At 66.4% G+C, this 23,557-nt stretch carries 21 protein-coding genes; 9 read left to right on the forward strand and 12 right to left on the reverse strand.

The window, feature by feature from the left end; genetic code table 11:
- From J4O73_RS23745 to J4O73_RS23775, 7 genes are all read left to right on the forward strand, one after another.
- The coding region (locus J4O73_RS23745; protein WP_426221422.1) for a transketolase C-terminal domain-containing protein at nucleotides 1-317 on the forward strand (317 nt) is incomplete at its 5' end.
- A 103-nt stretch (nucleotides 318-420) separates the two neighbouring features.
- Entirely contained in the window at nucleotides 421-1,449 is a 1,029-nt protein-coding gene (gene hpnA / locus J4O73_RS23750) for a hopanoid-associated sugar epimerase (protein WP_426221424.1), read from the forward strand.
- Nucleotides 1,446-2,342 (forward strand): squalene synthase HpnC, encoded by an 897-nt coding sequence (gene hpnC, locus J4O73_RS23755; RefSeq protein ID WP_426221426.1) that lies wholly within the window; start codon nucleotides 1,446-1,448, stop codon nucleotides 2,340-2,342. The genes hpnA and hpnC overlap by 4 nt, the downstream gene beginning before the upstream one ends.
- The gene (gene hpnD / locus J4O73_RS23760) at nucleotides 2,339-3,190 is read left to right on the forward strand and encodes a presqualene diphosphate synthase HpnD (protein ID WP_426221428.1); all 852 of its coding nucleotides are present in this window, start codon (nucleotides 2,339-2,341) and stop codon (nucleotides 3,188-3,190) included. The genes hpnC and hpnD overlap by 4 nt, the downstream gene beginning before the upstream one ends.
- Nucleotides 3,190-4,476 carry a hydroxysqualene dehydroxylase HpnE gene (gene hpnE / locus J4O73_RS23765; RefSeq protein WP_426221430.1) on the forward strand — a complete coding sequence of 429 codons (1,287 nt, stop codon included), beginning with the start codon at nucleotides 3,190-3,192 and terminating at the stop codon, nucleotides 4,474-4,476. Before hpnD ends, hpnE begins: the two co-directional genes overlap by 1 nt.
- Before the next feature lie 142 nt (nucleotides 4,477-4,618).
- A complete protein-coding gene (gene shc, locus J4O73_RS23770) occupies nucleotides 4,619-6,616 on the forward strand; it encodes a squalene--hopene cyclase (RefSeq protein ID WP_426221432.1) in 1,998 nt (665 codons plus the stop codon).
- Between the two features lie 198 nt (nucleotides 6,617-6,814).
- A complete protein-coding gene (locus J4O73_RS23775) occupies nucleotides 6,815-7,519 on the forward strand; it encodes a phosphorylase (protein ID WP_426221434.1) in 705 nt (234 codons plus the stop codon).
- 83 nt (nucleotides 7,520-7,602) lie between these two features.
- Here J4O73_RS23775 and J4O73_RS23780 read toward each other — a convergent pair whose 3' ends face one another.
- The 9 genes from J4O73_RS23780 to J4O73_RS23820 form a co-directional block, all read right to left on the reverse strand.
- A complete protein-coding gene (locus tag J4O73_RS23780; RefSeq protein ID WP_426221436.1) occupies nucleotides 7,603-9,135 on the reverse strand; it encodes a Do family serine endopeptidase in 1,533 nt (510 codons plus the stop codon).
- A 230-nt stretch (nucleotides 9,136-9,365) separates the two neighbouring features.
- A complete protein-coding gene (locus J4O73_RS23785) occupies nucleotides 9,366-12,083 on the reverse strand; it encodes a valine--tRNA ligase (protein ID WP_426221438.1) in 2,718 nt (905 codons plus the stop codon).
- Between the two features lie 88 nt (nucleotides 12,084-12,171).
- Nucleotides 12,172-12,798 (reverse strand): PopZ family protein, encoded by a 627-nt coding sequence (locus J4O73_RS23790; RefSeq protein WP_426221440.1) that lies wholly within the window; start codon nucleotides 12,796-12,798, stop codon nucleotides 12,172-12,174.
- Between the two features lie 147 nt (nucleotides 12,799-12,945).
- Entirely contained in the window at nucleotides 12,946-14,331 is a 1,386-nt protein-coding gene (locus J4O73_RS23795; protein ID WP_426221442.1) for a TolC family outer membrane protein, read from the reverse strand.
- A 228-nt stretch (nucleotides 14,332-14,559) separates the two neighbouring features.
- The gene (locus tag J4O73_RS23800; RefSeq protein ID WP_426221443.1) at nucleotides 14,560-15,213 is read right to left on the reverse strand and encodes a protein-L-isoaspartate O-methyltransferase family protein; all 654 of its coding nucleotides are present in this window, start codon (nucleotides 15,211-15,213) and stop codon (nucleotides 14,560-14,562) included.
- A 144-nt stretch (nucleotides 15,214-15,357) separates the two neighbouring features.
- Nucleotides 15,358-15,504 carry a hypothetical protein gene (locus tag J4O73_RS23805; protein ID WP_426221445.1) on the reverse strand — a complete coding sequence of 49 codons (147 nt, stop codon included), beginning with the start codon at nucleotides 15,502-15,504 and terminating at the stop codon, nucleotides 15,358-15,360.
- 106 nt (nucleotides 15,505-15,610) lie between these two features.
- Complete coding sequence (locus tag J4O73_RS23810; RefSeq protein WP_426221447.1) at nucleotides 15,611-16,642, reverse strand: esterase; 1,032 nt, start codon at nucleotides 16,640-16,642, stop codon at nucleotides 15,611-15,613.
- A 145-nt stretch (nucleotides 16,643-16,787) separates the two neighbouring features.
- Complete coding sequence (locus tag J4O73_RS23815) at nucleotides 16,788-17,120, reverse strand: hypothetical protein (protein ID WP_426221448.1); 333 nt, start codon at nucleotides 17,118-17,120, stop codon at nucleotides 16,788-16,790.
- Nucleotides 17,121-17,289: 169 nt separating this feature from the next.
- Nucleotides 17,290-18,318, reverse strand: a complete 1,029-nt coding sequence (locus J4O73_RS23820; protein WP_426221450.1) for an alpha/beta hydrolase — start codon at nucleotides 18,316-18,318, stop codon at nucleotides 17,290-17,292.
- Between the two features lie 287 nt (nucleotides 18,319-18,605).
- On the opposite strand from J4O73_RS23820, the gene meaB reads away from it, so the two are divergent.
- Nucleotides 18,606-19,592: a methylmalonyl Co-A mutase-associated GTPase MeaB gene (gene meaB / locus J4O73_RS23825; RefSeq protein WP_426221452.1), complete on the forward strand. Its 987-nt coding sequence runs from the start codon at nucleotides 18,606-18,608 to the stop codon at nucleotides 19,590-19,592.
- Nucleotides 19,593-19,776: 184 nt separating this feature from the next.
- Nucleotides 19,777-20,154: a CsbD family protein gene (locus J4O73_RS23830; protein ID WP_426221454.1), complete on the forward strand. Its 378-nt coding sequence runs from the start codon at nucleotides 19,777-19,779 to the stop codon at nucleotides 20,152-20,154.
- Between the two features lie 45 nt (nucleotides 20,155-20,199).
- On the opposite strand, the gene J4O73_RS23835 is transcribed toward J4O73_RS23830, so the two are convergent.
- The 3 genes from J4O73_RS23835 to J4O73_RS23845 all read right to left on the reverse strand — a co-directional run bounded on the left by J4O73_RS23835 (nucleotide 20,200) and on the right by J4O73_RS23845 (nucleotide 23,250).
- Nucleotides 20,200-20,985: a 3-hydroxybutyrate dehydrogenase gene (locus J4O73_RS23835; RefSeq protein ID WP_426221456.1), complete on the reverse strand. Its 786-nt coding sequence runs from the start codon at nucleotides 20,983-20,985 to the stop codon at nucleotides 20,200-20,202.
- Between the two features lie 118 nt (nucleotides 20,986-21,103).
- Complete coding sequence (locus J4O73_RS23840) at nucleotides 21,104-22,558, reverse strand: ATP-binding protein (protein WP_426221458.1); 1,455 nt, start codon at nucleotides 22,556-22,558, stop codon at nucleotides 21,104-21,106.
- Nucleotides 22,555-23,250 carry a winged helix-turn-helix domain-containing protein gene (locus J4O73_RS23845; protein WP_426221460.1) on the reverse strand — a complete coding sequence of 232 codons (696 nt, stop codon included), beginning with the start codon at nucleotides 23,248-23,250 and terminating at the stop codon, nucleotides 22,555-22,557. Before J4O73_RS23845 ends, J4O73_RS23840 begins: the two co-directional genes overlap by 4 nt.
- Nucleotides 23,251-23,557: the final 307 nt, after the last annotated feature.

The raw sequence follows: 23,557 nt of genomic DNA on the forward strand, positions 1-23,557 counted from the left end.
ATGCGCGCTTCGCCAAGCCGCTGGACGAGGCGCTGATCCTCGACCTCGCGTCGAAGCACGAGGTTCTGGTGACGGTGGAAGAGGGCTCGCGCGGCGGGTTCGGGGCGATGGTGCTGCACCTGCTGGCGGAAAAGGGCGCGCTGGATGCGGGCCGGGTGCGGGTGCGGACGATGACGCTGCCGGACCTGTATCAGGACCACGACAGCCCGGAGAAGATGTACGCCGAGGCCGGCCTCGACGCGAACAGCATCGCCAAGGTCGTCACCGATACGCTGCCCGAGCGGAAGGACGGACGGTCGCGGCTCCGGCTGGCCTGAGGTGATCGGGCCGCGCCTTGCCGCGGCCTGCCCGCCCCGATTAGAACGCAGCGCGGTGGGCCCCTCGCCCGCCGCGATTTCTTTTGCGACGTGACGAGACAGAATGGCTGAGGCCACCCCTTCCGGCCCGGTCGAGACCGGCCCCGTGCTGATCACAGGCGCGAGCGGCTTTCTCGGCTCCGCCTTGGTCGACGTCTTTCGCCGGGCCGGCTTCCCGGTGCGCATTCTCGTGCGTGCAACGAGCCCCCGCACCAACGTCACGTGGCCCGATGTCGAGATCGTCACGGGCGACATGCGCGATGCGGGCAGCGTCGCCGCCGCCATGCGCGGCCAGCGCTACCTGATCCACGCCGCCGCCGATTACCGGCTCTGGGCGCCGGACATGGAAGAGATCGTCCGCACCAACCGCGACGGCACCCGCTTGATGATGCAGGCTGCCCTGGATGCGGGTGTGGAGCGGATCGTCTACACGTCGAGCGTCGCCACGATCCGTCCACCGGCCGATGGCGTGACGCCCTCCGACGAGACCATGCCCCTGACGCCGGAGACGGCGATCGGTGCCTACAAGCGCAGCAAGGTCGTGGCCGAGCGCGTCGTGGAAGAGATGGTCACCCGGAACGGCCTTCCTGCGGTGATCGTGAACCCCTCTACGCCCATCGGCCCCCGCGACGTGAAGCCGACCCCCACGGGGCGGATCATTCAGGAGGCCGCACTCGGCAAGATGCCCGCCTTCGTGGATACCGGCCTGAACCTCGCCCATGTGGACGACGTCGCGAACGGCCATCTGCTCGCCCTGAACAAGGGCCGGATTGGCGAGCGCTACATCCTCGGCGGCGAGGACGTGTTTTTATCGCAGATGCTGGCGGACATCGCGGGAATGGTGGGCCGCAAGCCGCCGACAGTGAACCTGCCCCGCGCGGTGGTGTATCCGGTGGCGTTCTTCGCGCAATTGGCCGCCCGGTTTACGGGCCATCAGCCCTTCGCCACGATCGACGGCATTCGCATGTCCCGCTACCGGATGTTCTTTTCCGACAGGAAGGCGCGAGCCGAGCTCGGCTATACGGCTCGTCCGTATCGCGAGGGGCTGTCCGACGCGATCGACTGGTTCCGGGCCGCGGGATACCTGAAATGACCAGCCTCGATAGTGCGACAGCCGCGCGTTCCGGGAAGGGCCACCGGGATGAGAACTTCCCCGTCGCCTCGCACCTGATCCACCCGCGCCATCGCGGGGCGATCCTGGCCTTCTACTATTATGTCCGCGCGGGCGACGACGTGGCCGACCATGCCGGGCTCTCCCCCGAGCGCAAGATCGAGTTGCTCGATGGCCTCGCCGACGCCCTCACAGGGGCGGGCCCGTCGGACCCGGAGGCGGAGCCGCTGAAGGCGGAACTCGCGGTGCGCCGCCTTCCGCCGCGTCACGCGCTCGAACTGCTCGACGCGTTCCGGATGGATGCGCGCAAGAACCGTTACGCCGATTGGGACGAACTGATCCACTATTGCCGCTATTCGGCGATGCCGGTCGGGCGCTTCGTGCTCGACGTGCATGGTGAGGATCCGGCGCGGGTCTACGGCCCCTCGGACAAGATCTGCGCGGCGCTGCAAATCATCAATCACCTGCAGGATTGCGGCAAGGACTACCGCAATAACGACCGGGTCTACCTGCCGCAGGACACCCTCGACAGGCACGGCGCCACCGTCGCCATGCTGGGCGAGGCTAAGGCACCCCCGGCCCTGCGGGCGGTGATCCGCGAACTCGCGGAAGGCTGTCTCAAACTGCTGGACGAGGGCGCGAGCCTGCCGGACCTGATCGACGACACGCGTCTCGCCATGGAAATCGCGGCGATCCATCGCCTCGCAGTGGTCCTGTCCAGGGGACTGCTGGAGCGCGATCCGCTGTCCGAGAAAGTCCACCACGGCAAGGCGGCCTTCGCCCTGTTCGCCCTGCGTGGGGTGGCCTCCACCCTCGCCCGACGCCCGTTCCGCGGCCGGATCGTCCGCGCGGCCATTCAGGGAGCCAAAAGTTGAGCGCCACCGCGACGCCCGCTCCGGCTGGCGAGGCCGAAGCCCCGGCGCTGCCCGCCGCAGGCTCCTCGTTCTACACCGCCATGCGCCTGCTCCCGAAGGAGCGGCGCGAGGCGATGTACGCCGTCTATGCCTTCTGCCGGGCGGTGGACGATGTGGCCGACGATGGCGGCACGCGCGAGGTTCGCCGCGCGGAACTGGATCGCTGGCGCGCCGATATCGACGCGCTCTACGCGGGGCGCCCCGTAGCGCGGACTCGGGATCTCGTCGGCCCGATCGAGCAATTCGACCTGAAGCGCGAGGATTTCCAGGCCGTGATCGACGGCATGGCCATGGATGCGGAAGAGGATATCGTCGCCCCCGATGAGGCGACCCTCGACCTCTATTGCGACCGGGTCGCCAGCGCCGTGGGCCGCCTGTCGGTGCGGATCTTCGGCATGCCGGAGGCGGACGGAATCAAGCTCGCCTGGCACCAGGGCCGGGCGCTGCAACTCACCAACATCCTGCGCGACATCGACGAGGATGCCGAGCGCGGGCGTCTCTACCTGCCCCGCGAAAAGCTCACCGGGATCGGCCTGACCGACCCGACACCGATGCAGGCGATCATGCATCCGCGCATCGGCGAAGTGTGCTCGGCCATCGCCCGCGAGGCCGAGGAGCATTATCGGGCGACCTGGGAGATCATCCGCCGCAACCCGCGCAAGCCGACCAAGGCGTCACGCCTGATGGCGGCGGCCTATCATCTCTACCTCAAGGCGGTGATGCGCCGGGGCTGGGCGCCACCGCGCGCCCGCGTGAAGCCGGGCAAGCTCTCGCTCATTCTCGTCGCCCTTCGACACGGTCTCGTGTGATGGCAAAGGTCCACATCGTCGGCGCCGGCCTCGCCGGTCTTTCGGCGGCCGTTTCCTTGAGCGGAGGCGGCCGCAAAGTCGTTCTGCACGAGGCGGCCAAGCAGGCGGGCGGCCGTTGCCGCTCCTACTTCGATCCGAGCCTCGACCTGACGATCGACAACGGCAACCACCTGCTGTTGTCGGGCAATGCCGATGCGTTGGGCTTCCTGCGCGAGGTGAATGCGCCGCCGGACGCCCTGATCGGCCCCGACGAGGCGGCTTTCGACTTCGCGGATCTGAAATCCGGCCAGCGCTGGACGCTGCGCCCCAACGCCGGACGCCTGCCCTGGTGGGTGTTGAGTCCGTCGCGACGGGTGCCGGGCACCCGCGCTCGCGACTATCTTGCGCCGCTCGGAATCCTGCGCGCCGCCTCCGGTAAGGCGGAGGGCACGGGTGGGACGATCGGGCAGAGCATGGAATGCTCTGGTCCGCTCTACGAGCGCCTGTGGCACCCGGTTCTGCTGGCGGCTCTCAACACCGAGCCGCGCGACAGCGACGTCGGTCTCGCTGCCCGCATCCTTCGCGAAACCCTGGGTGCCGGAGGCCGCGCCTGCCGCCCGCTTGTGGCCGAGAAGGGGCTGTCCTACGCCTTCGTCGACCCGGCCCTTCAAACTCTGGCGCAGCGCGGCGCGGAGATGCGGTTCGGCCGCCGCCTGCGCAGCCTGGAGACCTCTGGCGGGCGGGTGACCTCGCTCCTGTTCGCTGACGGGCCGGAGGCCATTGGCCCGGATGATTCGGTCGTCCTTGCGCTGCCGCCCTGGGTGGCCTCGGATGTGTTGCCCGAAATCCCCGCCCCGCAGGAGTTCCGCTCGATCGTGAACGCGCATTTCGCGCTCACGCCGAAGCCGGGAAGTCCGCTTGTTCTCGGCGTGGTGAACGGTCTTACCGAGTGGCTGTTCGCCTATTCGGACCGGTATTCAGTCACGATTTCAGGGGCCGACCGTCTGCTCGACACACCCCGCGAGGAGCTTGCGAGGCAGATCTGGGGAGAGATTGCCACGCTCGGCAATCTTGCTTCGGAACTGCCGCGCTGGCAAATCGTCAAGGAGAAGCGTGCGACGTTCGCAGCCACCCCAGCGGAGGCGGCGCGGCGCGCGCAGGCACGCACGCGGCATACCAACCTCGTGCTGGCAGGCGACTGGACCGCCACAGGCCTGCCATCGACCATCGAAGGGGCGATCCGCTCCGGAAAGACCGCCGCGCACACGCTGATGTGTGCGGCATCACCGGCACGCGGCGCCGCCTGAGGCATGGCGGTTGCAACTTGAGCGCTCGCCACCGAGCCGGATACCGGTTCGGTGCGAGGGAGCGCGGGACACATGGGCTTGAAGCCGTTTCTGGACGCAGCGCGTTCGGGAAAGGCTGCAGGCGACCGTGAGGCGAGGACACATGAGAGAGGCCGTGAACAAGATAGAGGCGCTGCAGCGTCCGAAGACCCAGGACATCAGCCTGGAGACCGTCGAGCGCAGCGTGACCGTGGCGACCCGTGCCCTGGGCGCCATGGCTCAGAAGGATGGTCACATCTGCTTCGAGCTCGAGGCCGATGCGACGATCCCGTCCGAGTACGTCCTGTTCCATCACTTCCGTGGCCATCCTCCGGCCGCGGACCTCGAGCGCAAGATCGGCAACTACCTGCGCCGCACCCAGGGACCGCATGGCGGTTGGGCCCTCGTCCACGAGGGTCCGTTCGACATGAGCGCGACGGTGAAGGCGTATTTCTGCCTGAAGATGATCGGCGAGGACATCGAGGCCCCGCATATGCGCCGGGCGCGTGAGGCGATCCTGGCCCGCGGCGGTGCGGCCAACGCCAACGTCTTCACCCGCTTCCTCCTGGCCCTCTACGGCGAGGTGCCGTGGCGCGCTGTGCCGGCGATGCCGGTCGAGATCATGTTCCTGCCGAAGTGGTTCCCCTTCCACATCGACAAGGTGAGCTACTGGGCTCGCTGCACCATGGTCCCGATGTTCGTGCTGCAGGCGACGAAGCCGCGGGCGAAGAATCCGCGCGGTATCGGCATTCAGGAACTGTTCGTGACGCCGCCGGAGAGCGTCCGCTCGTGGCCGGGCTCCCCGCACGCGACGTGGCCGTGGACTCCGATCTTCGGCTTCATCGACCGCATCCTCCAGAACACCGAGCATCTGTTTCCGCGCGGCCCGCGCCAGCGCGCCATGGAGATGGCCCGCGCCTGGGTGAGCGAGCGCCTGAATGGCGAGGACGGCCTGGGGGCCATCTTCCCGCCGATGGTCAACTCCGTGCTGATGTACGAGATCATGGGCTACACGCCCGACCATCCTCAGGTGAAGGTCGCGCTGGAAGCCATCGAGAAGCTCGTCGTCATCAAGGACGACGAGGCCTATGTGCAGCCCTGCGTCTCTCCCGTGTGGGACACCGCGCTTGCGAGCCACGCCTTCCTCGAAGCCGGTGGCCCCGATGCCGAGGCGACGGCTCGCGCCGGTCTGGACTGGTTGAAGCCCCGGCAGGTGCTCGACATCGTCGGCGACTGGGCGGCGCGCAAGCCGGATGTCCGTCCCGGTGGCTGGGCGTTCCAGTACGCCAATGCTCACTACCCGGACCTCGACGACACCGCCGTCGTGGTGATGGCCATGGATCGCGCCATGCGCCAGCACGGCCTCGTGGCCGACATGCCGGACTACAAGGCGTCGATTTCCCGCGCCGTCGAGTGGGTCGTCGGGCTGCAATCGGCCGACGGCGGCTGGGCCGCCTTCGATGCCGACAACAATTACATGTACCTGAACCACATTCCGTTCTCGGATCACGGCGCGCTCCTCGACCCGCCGACCGCGGACGTGACGGCCCGCGTGGTCGGGATGCTGGCTCAGCTCGGTGAGACCCGTGAGTCCAGCCGCGCGCTCGACCGGGGCGTGAACTACCTCTTGAACGATCAGGAGGAGGACGGCTCGTGGTATGGCCGTTGGGGCATGAACTTCATCTACGGCACGTGGTCGGTGCTGAACGCCCTGAACGCGGCGGGCATCGATAAGGAAGACCCGCGGGTGAAGAAGTCCGTGTCCTGGCTCGTCCGCATCCAGAACCCGGATGGCGGCTGGGGCGAGGACGCGTCCTCCTACAAGATCGATCCGGCGTTCGAGGCAGGCTCCTCCACCGCCTCGCAGACGGCCTGGGCCCTTCTGGCGCTCATGGCGGCGGGCGCTGTGGACGAGCCGGCAGTGACGCGCGGTATCAACTTCCTGACTCGCACCCAGACCTCGGACGGCCTGTGGAACGAGGAGCGTTACACAGCGACGGGTTTCCCGCGCGTGTTCTACCTCCGTTACCATGGCTACCCGAAGTTCTTCCCGCTCTGGGCGCTGGCGCGCTACCGCAACCTGAAGAAGAGCAATACCGGCCGCGTCGCCTTCGGTATGTGACCGTGTGACCGGGACGGGGCGGTTCGCCGCCCTGTCTCTCCGCGAGAGGACGCGACGCGCTCGCCCTGATATGAGGTCGATCGCACGCCCGACCGGCGGCCCTTTCGACCCGGGCGTCCCTTGTCTTCTTCCGAACCCGATCAGCCCCGCCCCAGGCCTCCCGCCGGATTGCTCGCGGACCTGATCCAGCCCCGCACCATGATCGATCCTTCCCTGCCCGTCCTCGCCGTGACCGGCCTCGCCCGCGAACGGCGTATCGCGAAGGGAACCGGAGTCGAAGCCGTCGGCGCGGGTGGAGACCCGGCTCGGCTGCGTATCCTGCTGGAAGGACGGCCCGTTCCGGGGTGCCGGGCGGTGGTGAGCTTCGGCATTGCGGGCGGCCTCGATCCGAGCCTCAAGCCGGGTGATGTGGTGATCGGCACCGGCATCGTCTCGCGCGACGGCCGACGCAGCGCCGACCTCGACGCAGCCGCCGCAATGGTCGGCCTGCTCGCGGGACTGCCGAACCGGGTGATCTCTGCCGATCTCGCAGGCGTCGATGCCGCCGTACTCTCAGTGGCCGACAAGGCGAGCCTGCGCGAGTCCACCAATGCCGCCGCTGTCGACATGGAGTCGCATGTGGCGGCGACCTTCGCCGGTCGACACGGCCTGCCCTTCGCGGCGATCCGCGTCATCTGCGACCCAGCCGACAGGGCGCTTCCGGCCTTCGCGGCCAACGCGCTGACGCCGGAGGGCGAGCCCGACATCAGAGGCGTGCTCTCGGCCCTGGTCACTGGCCGCGCGCGCCTCGGCGATCTCATGCGGCTCGGGCGCGATTCGAATGCGGCCTTTGCCGTGCTGGCACGATGCCGCTCCTGCCTCGGCGCCGGGCTCGGCATTCCCCTGCCGCCGTCTCACTCCTGAAACGAAAATGGCGCCGGTCGAGAAACCGGCGCCAGTCGAGGGGCGTCACCGGGGGGAGAGGGGTCCCCCCTTAACAGCCGGCATCAGCCGGCATTCTTGCTGAGCGAGATCGCCACGAAGCGGGTCTGACCCTTGGCGCTCTTCACCCGCATCAGCACGGCCTTGCGACCGCTGCTCTCGGCGCTGCGCACCTGGGCAGCCACGTCCGAGGGGCTGGAGACCGATTGACCTCCGACATCGAGGATCAGGTCGCCCTGCTCGATGCCCTTGGCGGCGGCCGGACCATCCGGGTCCACCTGCACCACCGCGACGCCCTGGTCGGACAGGCCGACCTGAGCAGCCGGGGCGAGGCCGAGGCCGAGGCGCACCTGACCGGAGCCATCATCCTCGCGAGCCGCCACCTTAGAGCCGTCCGTCGGCATGGTCCCGAGGGTCACGGTCGCCGTGTCGGACTTTCCGCCGCGCAGATAGCTCAGCTCCACCTTCGCGCCGGGCTTCATGGACGCGATACGGCGGGAGAGCTCGCGGGCACTGTCCACCGACTCGCCGTTCACCTTCTCGATCACGTCGCCGGACTTCAGACCCGCCTTGGCGGCCGGAGTCCCGTTCTCGGCATGATCGACCAGGGCACCCTTGGCCTTTTGCAAACCAAGGCCCTCGGCGATGTCCTGCGTCACCGGCTGGATCTGCACGCCGAGATAGCCGCGGGCGACCTTCCCGTCGGTGCGGAGCTGATCCACCACAGCCTGCACCGTATCGGACGGGATGGCGAAGGCGAGGCCGACGCTACCACCCGAGGGTGAGGCGATGGCCGTATTCACGCCGACGACCTCGCCGTTGACGTTGAAGGTCGGGCCACCGGAATTGCCCTTGTTGATCGGGGCGTCGATCTGCAGGAAGTCGTCATAGGGACCGGCGCCGATGTCGCGCCCCCGAGCAGAGACGATACCCGCAGTCACCGTTCCGCCGAGGCCGAACGGGTTACCGATGGCGACCACCCAATCACCCACCTGCGGCGCCGTCTTGCCGAACTGCACGTAGGGGAAGTTGCCACCTTCCTTGATCTTCAGAAGCGCCACGTCGGTCTTGGCATCCTTGCCGATGACCTTCGCATCGAGGGTACGGCCGTCGTCCAGCGTGACCTGCACCGTCTTGGCATGGTCCACGACGTGGTTGTTGGTGACGACATAGCCGTCGGCCGAGATGATGAAGCCCGAGCCGACCGCGCCGCGCGAACCGCGATGCTGGGGCTGCATGCCGCCGGGACCGCCATTCTCACCGAAGCGCTTGAAGAACTCGCGCAGTTGCGGCGGGACGTTCTGGAGGTTCTGGCCATTCGGCCCGGTGCTGCCGCCCTCGTCGTCGTCGCTCGCGGAATCATCGAGCTTGACCTTCACCGAGACGACACCCGGCTTCACCTTGTTGACGATCCCCGCGAACGAGCCCGGCGGATGCTCCGGCGCCTCGATCGGGGACTTCGGCAGGGCTTGGGCAAAAGCCGGGGTAGCGGCGGGCAGGTAGCCGCCACCGACAGCACCTCCGGCCACGAGCGCGGCAGCGGCGACGGAAGCGAGGGCACGGCCGGTGTAGCGGCGGGCGAGACGGGACTGAGTCATGAGGCTCACACCTTGGAAACGATCGGGACGACGCCTGTCGCGGCCGTCGATGGGATCGTTCTAAGGGGGGCCAACTCACCCCGGTGTGGCGGGTAGATTACCGTTTTGTCAGGTGGGCGGACTGGCTACCGTCCTTGCGAGCGGCGCGAAGCGATCCAGGGAAGCACCGCATTTCGCGGGTCACGCTGCCATGGATCGCTTCGCGACGCTGGTGATGCTGGAGCGGGGACTTATTCCCCGCTCAAACGCGTCAGCGCCTCGTCGATCTTCACCAGCCGTGCGCTCTCCGCCTCGCGGCGCTCGCGGTTCTCCTCGATGATCTCCTCGGGAGCGCGGGCTACGAAGTCGGCATTGGCCATTTTGGCATCGACCTTCTTGATCTCGCCTTCGGCCTTCGCCTTCTCCTTCTTGAGGCGCGCGACCTCCGCGGCGAGGTCGACGATCCCTTCGAGCGGAAGAGCGGCGACGCTGCCGCGCACCAGCAATTGCACCGACTTGGCCGGGGCCGTCTCGGTGAAGGTGATGTCCGACAGGCGGGCGAGGCGCACGAGCGTATCGCGCCACGCTTCGACACGCGCCTTCACCGCAGCCTCCGCACCGACCAGCACGAGGGGAATCTGCGCGCCGGCCGGGACATTCGTCTCGGAACGTGCCGAGCGGATCTGACCGATGAGGTCGACGATGAAGCCGACCTCTTCTTCGGCCGCCGCATCCGCCAGACCCGTGAGGTCCGGCCAAGAGGCGAGCGCGAGAAGGCCGCGCCCTTCGATGCCCTCGCCCTTGATGCCCCACAATTCCTCGGTGAGGAACGGCATGAAGGGATGTAGGATCTTCGCGACCTGATCGATCAGGAAGGCGACGCTCGCCTGCGTTTCCGCGCGGGCGGCCGGATCGGCCCCCTCGCCCTGAAGCACGGGCTTGGCCAGTTCGAGATACCAATCGCAGAAGATGTTCCAGGTAAAGCGATACGCCGCGCTCGCCGCGTCGTTGAAGCGGTAAGCCGCAATGGCGGCTTCCACTTCGCCCACGGCACGGGCCGCCTCACCGAGCGCCCACTTGTTGATTGCCCCCTTGACGGCACGGGGCTCGAAGGCCGGATCGAGCTTGCAGCCGTTCAGTTCGGCAAAGCGAGCCGCATTCCAAAGCTTCGTCGCGAAGTTGCGGTAGCTCTGAACCCGGTCGGTGGAGAGCTTGATGTCGCGCCCCTGCACGGCCAACGCGCAAAGGGTGAAGCGCAGGACATCGGCGCCGACCTGATCGATGAGTTCGAGTGGATCGACGACGTTGCCCTTCGACTTCGACATCTTGGCGCCGGAGGCATCGCGCACCAGCGTGTGGAGGTACACGGTATCGAACGGCACCTCGTTCGTGACGTGCAGCCCCAGCATCATCATGCGGGCGACCCAGAAGAACAGGATATCCTTGCCGGTCACCAGGGTGTTGGTCGGGTAGTAGCGCCCGAGTTCGGGCGTCTTGTCCGGCCAGCCGAGCGTCGAGAACGGCCACAGGCCCGACGAGAACCACGTGTCGAGGACATCGGGGTCGCGCGTCAGGACGACGGTCCGGCCGTGCTTGGCCTCGGCCTGCGCCAGAGCGTCAGCCTCGCTCTCAGCAACGAAGACATGGCCTTCGTCATCGTACCAGACCGGGATCTGGTGGCCCCACCAGAGCTGGCGCGAGATGCACCATGGCTCGATATTGGTGAGCCACTGGAAGAAGATCTTCTCGTAGTTGTCGGGAACGAACTTTGTCTTGCCGTCCCGCACCGCTTGCATGGCACGCTCGGCCAGCGGCTTGACGTTCACGTACCACTGATCGGTCAGGTAAGGCTCGATCACCACCCCCGAACGGTCGCCGTGCGGGACCATGTGGGTGTTGGGCTCGATGGTCCGCAGGCGGCCCCGCTCCTCCATCAACTCGACGACGCGCTTGCGCGCTGCGGCCCGGTCGAGGCCGTGCAGGGCCAGCACCTCGGCCTCGGGTGATGTGTCGGCTAGGAACGCTTCGTTCCCCTCGACGAACATCTTACCCTCGGGATCGAGCACATTGATCATCGCCAGCGCGTGGCGGCGCCCGACTTCGAAGTCGTTGAAGTCATGTGCGGGTGTGATCTTCACCGCGCCCGTACCCTTCTCCGGATCGGAGTAGCTGTCGGCGACGATCGGGATCAGGCGTCCGACCAGCGGCAGGCGAACCGCCTTGCCGACAAGGGCCGTGTAGCGCTCGTCGTCGGGATGGACCGCAACGGCTGTGTCGCCCAGCATGGTCTCCGGCCGGGTGGTGGCGACGGTGATGATGTCGCCCGTCTCCGTGCCAGCGGCATCGACCACCGGGTAATCGAAGTGCCACAGATAACCCTTCGTCTCGATCTGCTGAACCTCAAGATCGGAAATTGCCGTCTGGAAACGCGGATCCCAGTTCACGAGCCGCTTGTCGCGGTAGATGAGCCCGTCCTTGTGCAGATCGACGAACGTCTTGAGCACGGCGCGGCTCAAGCCCTCGTCCATGGTGAAGCGTTCCCGCGACCAGTCGCAGGAGGCGCCGAGCCGCTTCAACTGCTCGACGATCGCACCACCGGATTCGGCCTTCCAGGCCCAGACCTTCTCCAGGAATGCATCGCGGCCGATCTCCCGGCGGCCGGGCTCCTGGCGCTCGGCCATGCGGCGCTCGACCACCATCTGCGTGGCGATGCCCGCATGATCGGTACCGGGCTGCCACAGCACATCGCGTCCGCGCATCCGCTCGAAGCGGCAGAGAACATCCTGCAAGGTGTTGTTGAGGGCGTGACCCATGTGCAGAGAGCCCGTCACATTCGGCGGCGGGATCACGATGCAATAGGGCGCGGCGTCCGCACGCTCGGGGCGTCCGGCGCGGAAAGCGCCCTCATCCTCCCAGGCGACGCGGATGCGCGCCTCAACGGAGGCTGGGTCGAAGGTTTTGTCCATCATCGCGGGAGTCGGGCCGAAGGCGGGCTGAGCTGAAAAACGAGCTCTCGCTTTCGGCCGTCAGGCCGCTCGCGTCAACACGGCAGGCGGCTCAGCGCCCGCGCGACACACGCTCGATTTCCGCCCGGACAAGGCGTTCGACCACCACCGGCAGGTTGTCGTCCAACCATGACTTGAGCATCGGGCGCAGCATGTCCTGCACAATGTCCTCAAGCGTCCGAGCGTTGTTGGTCAAAACCGTATGCGCCAACAAGTTGAAGGCATGGCCGACGGTGGCATCGGTGGCGGGCGAGATCAGGCGGTCGGCCGCAGGCGCCGGGCGCGGGGGCTCGGGCGCGTGCTCGACCCGCGGCGGCGGCTCGGGCACGAAGGCGGGCTTGGCAACAGCCGCGACCGGTTCGGGCTCAGGTTCAGGCTCCGGCAGCATCTCGTCCTCGATGGCGAGGTCTTCGAAGCTGATCTCCTCCAGCTCGAGGGGTACCGGCTTGGGAGCTGGCGGCTCGGGCGGCGGAACCAAGGAGACCGGCGGAGGCGGCACGGGCTCGGCCGCCTCGGCAAGGTCGAGGATGTCGTCGGTTTCGTCGGGTTCGGGCTCGCTCGGCTTGGCAGCCTGATCGTCGGCGATGATCCGGCGGATGGAGGCCAGGATCTCCTCCATCGACGGCTCATGCGCCTTGTCGGCAGCCTTGTCCTGAATCTGCGGGCTTGCTGCACTCATGACGACGGCGTGCTCGGATGCGATGAAACCGGAAGGTGGCCCGTTAGGCGCCGAAACTCAGTATTTCACGCCCCTGAGTTACGACAAGCCGCCCGACAGCACAGTCTTGCAAAAATCGAGCGGCGCTCACAGCAGAGACGGACCGACTCAGCGTCCGTCAGGCGTGCGAAGGCCGAACCACAGATCCTTGACCTGATCATAATGGATCTTCGCGCTGTAGGGCTCGACGGGCAGCGATGTGAAGCGGGCGGTCAGCTGGCCGATCGCCTGGACGACGCCATACGAGAAGATAACCCGGTCGCGCTGCGCCACGATCAGGTTCACGCGCGAGGTCAGCAATTCCTGCTGCGCGTTCAGGACGTCGAGGGTCGTTCGCTGTCCGACGCGAGCTTCCTCGCGCACGCCGTTCAGGGCGACCTCGTTGGCTTGGACCTGCGCCTGTGCGGCGATGACCTGCGCCTTGGCGGCTTCGAGGCGGCCCCAGAAATCCACGATCTGGGCGCGGACCTGATCGCGGACCTGCTCCACCTGCACGCGGTACTGGCCGACCAGCTCCTTCTGCTGCCGGACCTGAGCGTAGACCTGGCCGCCTTCGTAGATCGGGATACTGACGCGGCCGAGCACCGTAGCGGTCACGCCGTTATCACCGGGGAACTGGGTATCGTAACGCTGAGTCACCGAGCCCTGCACGGTGACCTGCGGATAGAGCTGCCCTTCCAGCACCTTGACCTGTGACTCGGCCGCGTCGAGCGCGTGGATCGCCGAGACAATCTGCGGGTGCTCCTGCAGACCGGTCGAGATCGCGACGTCGAGGCTTGCCGGGACGAAGCGGTCCAGCGGACGGCCAGGCGCAAGGGACCGCGGCTCGACGCCGATGTTCTGGCGATAGATACCGATCGACGTCCGCAAGGCGGACTCAGCCGCGCTGACCTGCGACCGTGCACCGGCGAGGCGAGCCTCGGCCTGAGCCACGTCGGTCCGGGTCACCTCGCCGACGTTGAAGCGGTCGCGGGTCTGCCGAAGCTGCTCTTCCAGAACCTCGACGTTGTTGCGATTCAACTCCAGCGTAGCCGTGTTGCTCAGCACGTTCATGTAGGCCTGAACGGCGTTGTAGAGCACCGTCAGTTCGGTGAAGCGCAGCGTCTCGCGCTGGCTGTAGACGGTCGATTCGGCTCTGCGGACGTTGTTGTCGGTCTGGAAGCCGTTGAAGAGCGATTGCGTGACGGTCAGACCAGCGCCGCCGGGCCGTGTCGCCCGATCAAAATTCAAGCCCCCAAGGCGGCCATTCGCATAGGCAACACCGATGTCGGCGCTGAGATCTACAGTAGGACGGTAGCCCGACTGAGCGATGGCGACGTTTTCGTCCGTGTACCGGGTGGTCGCCCGGCTGGCATTGAGGGTCGGGTTTGCGCGATAGGCCCGCGACAGGGCCCCCTCGAGCGTTTCCGCACCGACCTGACTCGTCGCCAACACCGCAGCGATGGCCGTGACGGCGAAGCCGGCACGGCTCTTCGCAACGCGGAAATTCGGCACTCGTTGACTCACAGTGCTCAACCCTCGCGGCTTTCGGTGTGTCAGGTTCTCGCCTCCTCGGCGAACGTGCGGCGAACCGCACCAACCTGAACAAGCCCGCCCTGAATGGACCTTAGCCGGAAGTCATTAAAACGGCATCGACTGAGAGGGCTCTCAGACCTGAATCCTCGTGGGTGGCGCATAAAGGCGACACCTCGCCAGCCCGCGAAATCTCACACGGAGTGAGTATCAGAAGGCAAAAGTCGCTTCCTGAGCGAAGTCCGCAAGGACCGGGAGCGATGCATCGAAGAGCGGCCGGGATCCGAACGCATCCCCTGCCCGCACAAATACGGTGACCTTTGCGCCTCGATCGGGCCCGAAGACGCAAACGAGGCGACCGTCGTCCTTGAGTTGATCGAGAAGGGCCTGCGGACGTGTTTCGACACGGCCATTAACCAAGATGACGTCGAACGGCCCCTGCTTGGGGAAACCGTCGCGCAGGCGCCCCTCGACCACCTCGGCCTTGCCGGCAAGGCGTTCCTTCGCAGCGGCGATGAGTTCGGGAATCGATTCGAGGGCAATTACGTCGGCACCGAGTTGCGCCATCACCGCCGCGGAGTATCCGTAACCGGTGCCGACATCGAGGGCCTTCACACCGGGCTGGATCTTCAGAGCCTGCACCATCCGCCCAAGCACCATCGGCGCCGGGGCCACCCGGATGTCACGCTCGGCCGTGCCGAGCCTGATCGGTTGATCGATGTAGGCGAAGGGCTCCTGACTCTTCGGGACGAAGGTCTCGCGCGGAACCGAATCGAACACGTCGAGAACGGCATTGTCGTTCACGTCGAAGGTCCGCAACTGGCAGTCGACCATCATCCGCCGCGCCTGCGCGTAATCGAGCATCGGATACCTCGTCCCCGAACCGGTCCAGCCTACCGCGCAGCCGACCATGGCGCAGCTTCAGCCGTCGCGCGGGTTTACGAAGATCGACCGCCAAAAGGCAAGGACGAGCGAAGCCGGTTCATTGCGGTGCGGTGACGGAGAGGCTCAGATGCCGACGAACGGACCGCTAGGATCCTCGCTTCGCGGCACCAGCCGCTCAGTCGAGCGAAGCGGCAAGCCAGTGGCGACGGCGAGAACCAGTTGCGCGAGTCCGGCGATGGCGAGGCGGCCGGCTTTGGGTCGAACCTTCATGGCATGACTCCGGATTACACACCCTCATTTGGGGCACCTTCCGCGATGCACCATGCCGTGGGGGCTGCCTCTGCTGCCGGGGCGTGCGAGCCCGCACGCCTCCCCTTCAGTCCTTCACGGGCACCCGTTTATCGAGCCAGCCCGCCAGCCAATCGGCGATGTCGAGGCTGTTCTTGTCCTGCATCAGCATGTGCGAATTGCCGTGGATGCCGATCTCCGGGAGGAGGATCAGTTCGGCGCGGCCCCCGGCGGCATTCGCCGCTGCCACGAAGGCGCGGCACAGTTTCAGCCTCGGCGCCCAGCGCGCCGATTGATCGACATAGTCGCCGAACAGCACGAGGATCGGCAGGTCCTTGTAGGGCGCGAGATCGTCCTTGGCCGGATCGGGGCAGGCGGCGGGCTCGATCGCGACGATGGCCCGGATGCCGTTCCGGTCGAGGGCAGCGGTTTGGAACGGATAGATGCCCGATTGCGAATGCGAAACGAGCACGGCGCTCTTCAGCCGCTTGGCGAGTTCCGAAAGCCCGGTCACCGTCGGGTTCGGGGTCGGCAGGGCGGCGGACCAATCCGGTACCATCTGCTTCCAGAATTCGCCCTGGGCCTCCAGGGGAAACTGCATGCCCGGGAAGGTCTTGGGGAATTCCGGACCGAACCGGAAAATCGCCCATGCCGCCTCGCGCCCCACCGAGAAGACCGGCGGCAGGCTCCCGAGTTCGGCCTTGCCCGCCTTCGCCGCGTTGATCGTGCTGATGTTACCGGCGGAACGTCCGCGCCAGGATTGATCGATGACGTAGATCGGGAAGCCCTGGCGGACGAAATACTCGTCCCAGCCCATCCGTCCGTCAGGTGTCGTCTCCCAAGTTTTCCCTGTCAGGCAGCAACCATGGATGAAGACCAGCGGAGGGCGCGCTGGTGAAACCGGCACCTGATAGCGCACATAGATCTGATCGACCGTGACCGTCCCGGAGGCCGGGTAGGCAGGCAACGTGGAGAGCGTCTCGGACGACACGTCCCGTCCGCCCACGAAGAAGCTGCCTTGCGATGAGAGCGTGAGCGGTGCCGGAGGGGCATCGGCGGCGGCAGCAGGCGAGACCGCCATGGCAAAAGCCGCCAGATACAGGGCGAGAGCCCGCCGCATCACCACAACCATTCAACGACCCCGGCCGGCGGCCTCCCGCCGGTCGGGATCCGTGCGCACCATATGCCACAATGCCGGGCTCGGCGGCGAGGCCTGGACCGGGCGTTCCCCGACAGATCGACCGGTCCGGTCACCGTTTACGCACTCAGGCGTGGGCGGTGTCGTCCTCATCGATATCCACGAGGAAGACGATGTCCGCTTCATCCTCGTCGCTGTCATCGGCATCGGCGTAGCGGGGATCGTCCACGAAGTCGCCTTCGCCATCGTCCTCGGCGAGGGCGTCCTCGAACACCTCGACCTCGTCCTCGTTGGACGGGCGCACGGTGAGTGCCGCCTTGCCATCCCAAAGCGGCTTGCCGCCGCTCGTCATCGTCTTGATGTCTTCCTTGAAGCCGTCGCAGGTGAACAGGTCTTTGGCCGAGGCCTCATCGCTGTTGATGACCGCGACCGCCGTGCCCTCGATTTCCAGGGTGAACATGGCCGGCATCCTCTCTTCAGACCTTGCCTGCACGCTCCCGGCAGGGCGCGTGGTGCGATGTGCCTGCCCGAACCCGGCTCTCGCCCGACCCGGCCGCCGACGCCGCACGCGGCTCCTGTAGGGGGGAAGCGTTCCCGGGCCAAGCCCGTTCTCGCTCCGCCCCCGTGACTTATACGCCCGTGCCCCGCGCGATGGCGCGCTTCACGACGCCCTGCACTTCCGGGTTCGAGAGGAACAGGTCGTGGTTGATGAGGCCGCCCGCATAATCCGACGCATCGGCGACGCGCACGCCCAACGCTTCCAGCTTCGCCCGATCCGCAGCCCCCGCTCGGGTGCCGCCCGCGATGGCCGCCGACAATTCGAGGGCGCGGTCGTTGGTGGCGGAGATGACGGTGATCTTCGACACGTCCTGCCCGAGCCGGGAGACGCCGTTCGAGAACAGGTCGAAATCGATATCGGGCGCGGCCAGCACCACGGCGCCGATGCGCGACATCGCAGCCTCACCCGCCTCGGCGCGCAGCATCCGCAAGGTTTCGAGCGTCAGGAGCGTGCCCATGGAATGCGCGACGATGAAGATGCGGCCACCGCTCGGCGTCGCGGCCAAGGCCTTCAGCAAATCCTCGAACGCATCGCGCGACCACATCGCACTCTCACGGTCATAGGCATAATCGAGAGTCGCGGCAGCGGAAGGCCACGTGAATAGTCCCGATACGCCTTTGAAGCGGATGCCGTCCGACAGGCGTGCCGCACTGACGGCGGCGGATTCGAACGATTCGCGATAGCCGTGGACGTAGATCAGCACGTCGCGACCCAGCGCCGCCTGGGCGAAGGCCTCCGGAGCCCCCGGGCCGCTTTCCACCTTCGGCACCGCGCCAATGGTCCAATCCCCGGTGATCACCGAGGACACCTTGCCGAGGAGCGAACGATCCGGCGGGGAGAGCCGGACCTCCGCGAAGCTCAAGCCCCGGCCGCGATCGGACGAGAACCAGGGGGACCGTGGCGGGCTTCCCACCGGTTTGCGCGTGGTGGCCACCAGAAGGACCGGCATCACATCGAGCGCCGATTGCTTCTCCGGCAGAGCTCCGCTCGAACCGATCTCGTCGGTGACGCAGCCCCCGAGAATGGGCAGGGCCCCGGCGGCGGCCGAGGCGGCGCCGACACGGAGGAGGAAGCGGCGGGAAGGGTGCCGAAGCGTCATGATCCGTCTGCGCACGAGCGGCCGAGCCGCCCTTTGAACGGAACCGTAGCCTCAGGATCGTGACCAAGACGGGGCATCGTCAGCGATTTGCTGCGCCTGCGAAGTCCCGTGCCGCTTCGGCCACAGGCGTGGCTCGGCGTCGCGGACGCGATTCGTCAGCGGCAACACGGGCTTCCCTCGGCCATGCACAGCCTTAACCTTGACTGGAATTGCCCGATCGCAGCCGTTTTCGACGGCAGGCATTATCCACCCCTCGACGGCGGGCTCGACCCCGGCCATGAAGGAGTATGACTGCTCCGCTCGACATCGACTCCCTTCGGGATCGGCTCCTGGCCGGTGACAGAGCCGCGCTTGCACGCGCGATCACCCTGGTCGAATCGAAGCGAGCCGATCACCGAGCGGCCGCCGCCGCGCTGATCGATGCGGTTCTGCCCCAGACCGGAAACGCGATCCGCGTCGGCATCACGGGCGTCCCCGGCGTCGGAAAATCGACCACCATCGATGCTCTCGGCTCGAATCTCACGGAGTCTGGCCACCGGGTCGCGGTACTGGCCGTGGACCCCTCCTCCTCTCGCACGGGCGGCTCGATCCTCGGCGACAAGACCCGCATGGCGCGGCTGTCGCACGATCCGAAGGCGTTCATCCGGCCCTCGCCCTCCTCCGGCACGCTGGGTGGCGTGGCGGCGAAGACCCGCGAGACGATGCTGCTTTGCGAGGCGGCCGGTTTCGACGTCATCCTCGTGGAGACGGTCGGCGTCGGCCAATCGGAGACTGCGGTCGCGGACCTTACCGATTTCTTCCTCGTCCTCATGCTCCCAGGCGCGGGTGACGAGCTTCAGGGCATCAAGAAGGGCATCCTCGAACTCGCCGACATGATCGCCGTGAACAAGGCGGACGAGGGCGAGGCGGAATCGCGGGCCAATGCGGCCGCCTCGGAATACCGGGCGGCCCTGCACATCCTCACCCCCGCTTCGGCGACGTGGACGCCGCCGGTCGTGACGATCTCAGGCTTCCATAACCTGCGCCTCGACGCGCTCTGGGCGAAGATCGTCGATCACCGCGAGAAGCTGACCGCGACCGGCGAGATCGCCCAGAAGCGCCGGGGGCAGGACGTGAAATGGATGTGGGCCCTGGTCCATGAACGCCTTCACCAGCGTCTTGTCGGCACCGCCGAGGTTCGGCAGAAGACCGCCCAGGCAGAGTCCGGCGTCTCGCGGGGCGAGACATCTCCGGCAGCGGGCGCGGCGGCAATCGCCGAACTGATCGGACTTTAGGCGCGGCACAAAGCTGTCGCGGACACGCGTCAAAGATCGCGCGTCACGTCCGAAAGGTTCGACGGCTCTCGATCACAAGAAAAACACCTCCACCCGGTGAACAAATCGCATCTCGCGCGTTCGATGGACGCGGGTGCCGCGCGCCTGCACGAGCGGCATTAACAGCCGCGTCGAGGAGATCACCATGGTGGACACTGATCGGATCGTCGGGGGAGCCAAGGAGGCACTCGGCAAGGCGCAGGGTACGGTTGGCGACGCGCTCGGCTCGAATCGCGATTCCGTCGAGGGCCGTTTCCGCGACGCACAGGGCCAGGCGCAGAACGCCTACGGGCGCGCCAAGGATACGGCGAGCGATCTCGCGGACCGCGCGGGCGATTATGCCAGCGAGGCTTACGACCGGGCCGGCGACTATGCCGACGAGGCGTATGAGCGAGGCAGTTCCTACCTCCGCAGCGGCCACCGCACGGTGACGGCGCAGGTCGAGGAGAATCCGATGATTGCCCTGCTCATCGCGGGCGCCGTCGGCTACGGCCTCGCCCTCTTGGTGCACGGACGCCGCTGAGTCGTCAGGGGCGGCCCCGCTCGATGGCGGGGCCGTCTCTTCACCTCACTGCGCGGTCCAGCCGCCATCCATGGTGAGGTTGGAGCCGGTCATCTGGCTCGCCGCATCAGAGCACAGGAAGACGGCCAGGGCCGCGACCTGATCCACGGTCACGAATTCCTTCGTCGGCTGCGCCTTCAGCATCACGTCTTCGATCACCTGTTCTTTGGTAAGACCGCGCGCCTTCATCGTGTCCGGAATCTGCGCCTCAACGAGAGGCGTCCACACATAACCTGGCGAGATGCAATTCACCGTGATCTTGTGCGGGGCGAGTTCCAGCGCTGCCGATTTGGTGAGCCCGGCAATGCCGTGCTTGGCCGCCACGTAGGCCGACTTGAACGGCGAGGCGACGAGGGAATGCGCCGAGGCGGTGTTGATGATCCGGCCCCATTCCCGTGCCTTCATGCCGGGGATCGCTGCCTTCATGGCGTAGAAGGCGGAGGACAGATTGATGGCGATGATCTGTTCCCACTTGTCGGCGGGAAACTCCTCAACCGGAGAGACGAACTGAATGCCTGCGTTGTTGACGAGGATGTCGACCGAGCCGAAGCGCGATTGCGCCTCCTGAATCATCGCCTCGATCTCAGCGGGCTTGGTCATGTCGGCAGCGGAATAGGCAGCTCGTACGCCGAATTCCTGCTCGATCGCGGCGCGGTTGCGCTCGATCTCCTCGGCCTTGCCGAAGCCGTTGAGCACGACATCGGCCCCCTGGGCCGCGAAAGCCCGTGCGATGGCGAGTCCAATCCCGCTTGTCGAACCGGTGACCAGGGCAACCTTGGACTTCAGGGACATGGCAACCTCCGAGTTGGGCCGGTACCGGCCGCAATACCGCTTTGCCGGGGGCCTGTGCCACGCCCGGGTCGTCCAAGTATGACGAAACCGAGCGCCGGATGACGAAACCCCTGGTCCTTCAGCGCGCCTCCGGTATCATTCCCTGCATCACCGGAAAGATCATTTCCACACGCAACCCCGGCGCATTATCCTCAAGGCGCAGCGTCCCGCGGTGAATGCGCATCACGGCATTCACCAAGCTGAGTCCCAACCCGAAGCCCGGCATTGAGCGCGATTTCTCAAGCCGGACGAAGCGGGCGAGCACATGGTCGCGCTCTTCTTCGGGAATTCCCGAACCGGCATCCGCTACGGAGAGCACGATCGCGCCGGGACTGCGCTCGACGGTGATGAGGATTCGGCCCGTTTCGCCCCCCTCCGGGCTGCCGTATTTCAGCGCGTTATCGACGAGGTTCGCCAGCGCCTGTCCGATCAATTCGCGGTTGGCCTCGATGACGATCCCCTCCTCGGCCCGGACATCGATGGTGAGGCCGTGATCCTCCGCCAGAGCCTCGTAGAGTTCACCGACGCTCCGCGCGGACATTCCGAGATCGAGAGGCGCCATGATCTCGCGGGCACTTCCCGCTTCGAGGCGGGCGATCATCAGAAGGGCGTTGAACACGCGAATTAGGCCATCGCCTTCCTCGATCACTCCTTCCAGTGCGGCCCTCAATTCCTCGGAGGAACTCGATTGGCGCAGGGCTTGATCGGCTCGATTGCGCAGACGCGTGAGCGGTGTCTTCAGATCGTGCGCGATATTGTCGGAGACCTCACGCATTCCCCGCATCAACTCGCCGATCCGCTCCAACATCTGATTCAGGTTGGTCGCGAGGCGATCCAATTCGTCGCCGTTCCCCGCCACGGCCAGCCGATCGTCGAGATCCCCCGCCATGATGGCCCGCGTGGTGCGCGTCATTGCATCGACGCGGGCGAGCACACGACTCGCTGCAAGCCAGCCACCGATGATGCCGAGCACGATCACCGCTGCGAGCGATGAGATGAAGGCACGCCCGATCACGGCGCGAAGGCGATCCCGCTCCTCCGTGTCGCGTCCGACGAGCAGCCGGAACCCGCCCGGCAGTGTATAGACTTGGACAATTGCAAAATGTTCGTCCGCGTTCGCCTCACCCCGGCCATAGCTCACTTCGCTTTGGCCGGGTTTTGCCAATACGGCGGAGGGCACCGACGACACGTTGCCGACCACATGCTCGCCATTGGCCGTGGTCACGAGATAGAGCGACGCACCGGGCTCGCGTGATCGCCGCTCGACCACGGAGATCAAGCGTCGGAGACCACCTGTATTGTATTGCTCGGACAGGCCGTTGATCTCGGCATCGATGGTGGACACGATCTGATCATCGAGCACCGCCCGCGCATTCCACGCGACGTACCCCAGCGCCAGGAAGGCACAGATCGCGAAGACGGCGAGATAGGCGAGCGATAGCTTGAACGCCGTAGTGCGGAACAGCTTCGAGACACGGGCGGCCAGGGACTCCCGCTGCCCGCCATCCGATCCCGAAAACGACGACGCCGTCACAAGGCTCCGCCTTCGTCCGCACGCAGGACATAGCCCGACCCACGGATGGTATGGATCATCGGATGGGCGAAGCCCTTGTCGAGCTTGCTTCGTAGCCGAGAGACATGGACGTCGATCACGTTAGTCTGCGGATCGAAGTGGTAGTCCCAGACGTGCTCCAGCAACATGGTTCGAGTGACGACCTGACCCGCGTGACGCATCAGATATTCGAGCAGGCGGAACTCGCGTGGTTGGAGCGGGATCTCCTTACCGCTGCGGCTGACTCGGTGTGAAAGCCGGTCCAGTTCGAGATCGCCGACCCGATATCGCGTTTCCTCAGACGCGGAAGGCGCGCCACGCCGACGGGCCAGGGCTTCGGTCCGCGCGAGCAGTTCGGAAAAGGCATAGGGCTTCGGCAGATAATCGTCCCCGCCCGCCCGCAATCCCTTCACCCGGTCATCGACCTGACCGAGCGCCGAAAGAATCAGTACGGGCGTCGCAATGCCTTGCTCACGGAGTGAGCGGATGACCGACAGCCCATCGAGCTTCGGCAGCATCCGATCAACGATCAGCACATCGTAATCACCCTCGCTAGCGAGGGCGTAACCGTCGAGACCGTTCTCGGCGCTGTCGGTAACATGCCCGAGTTCGCGAAAGGCCTTTACGATGTAGGCGGACGCGTCGCGATCGTCCTCGATAATCAGAAGCCGCATGACCGGGGCTCTTAGCGCACGGGACGGTGCGGCGGAATGTGATTCGGCAAGCATGCGCCCTCCCCTCCCCCGGCCAAACCGGTGAGGTAGGCAGGATGACGTAGTGAACCTTTCGGGAGGGTCGCACCAGGATGACGGCTTCGTCATGTTCGGGCGCCAAACGCAAAAAGGCCGCCCGAGTGGGCGGCCTTTTTGGATCGGTGTCGTGAGAGGGAATGGCTTTGAACTTGCGTTGTGCGGGTCTGGCGGCGACCGACTCTCCCGTGCCTTGAGGCACAGTACCATGGGCGCTGGCGTGTTTAACGGC

Source organism: Methylobacterium sp. NFXW15, assembly GCF_049887755.1.
In the GTDB taxonomy this organism is placed as follows: domain Bacteria; phylum Pseudomonadota; class Alphaproteobacteria; order Rhizobiales; family Beijerinckiaceae; genus Methylobacterium.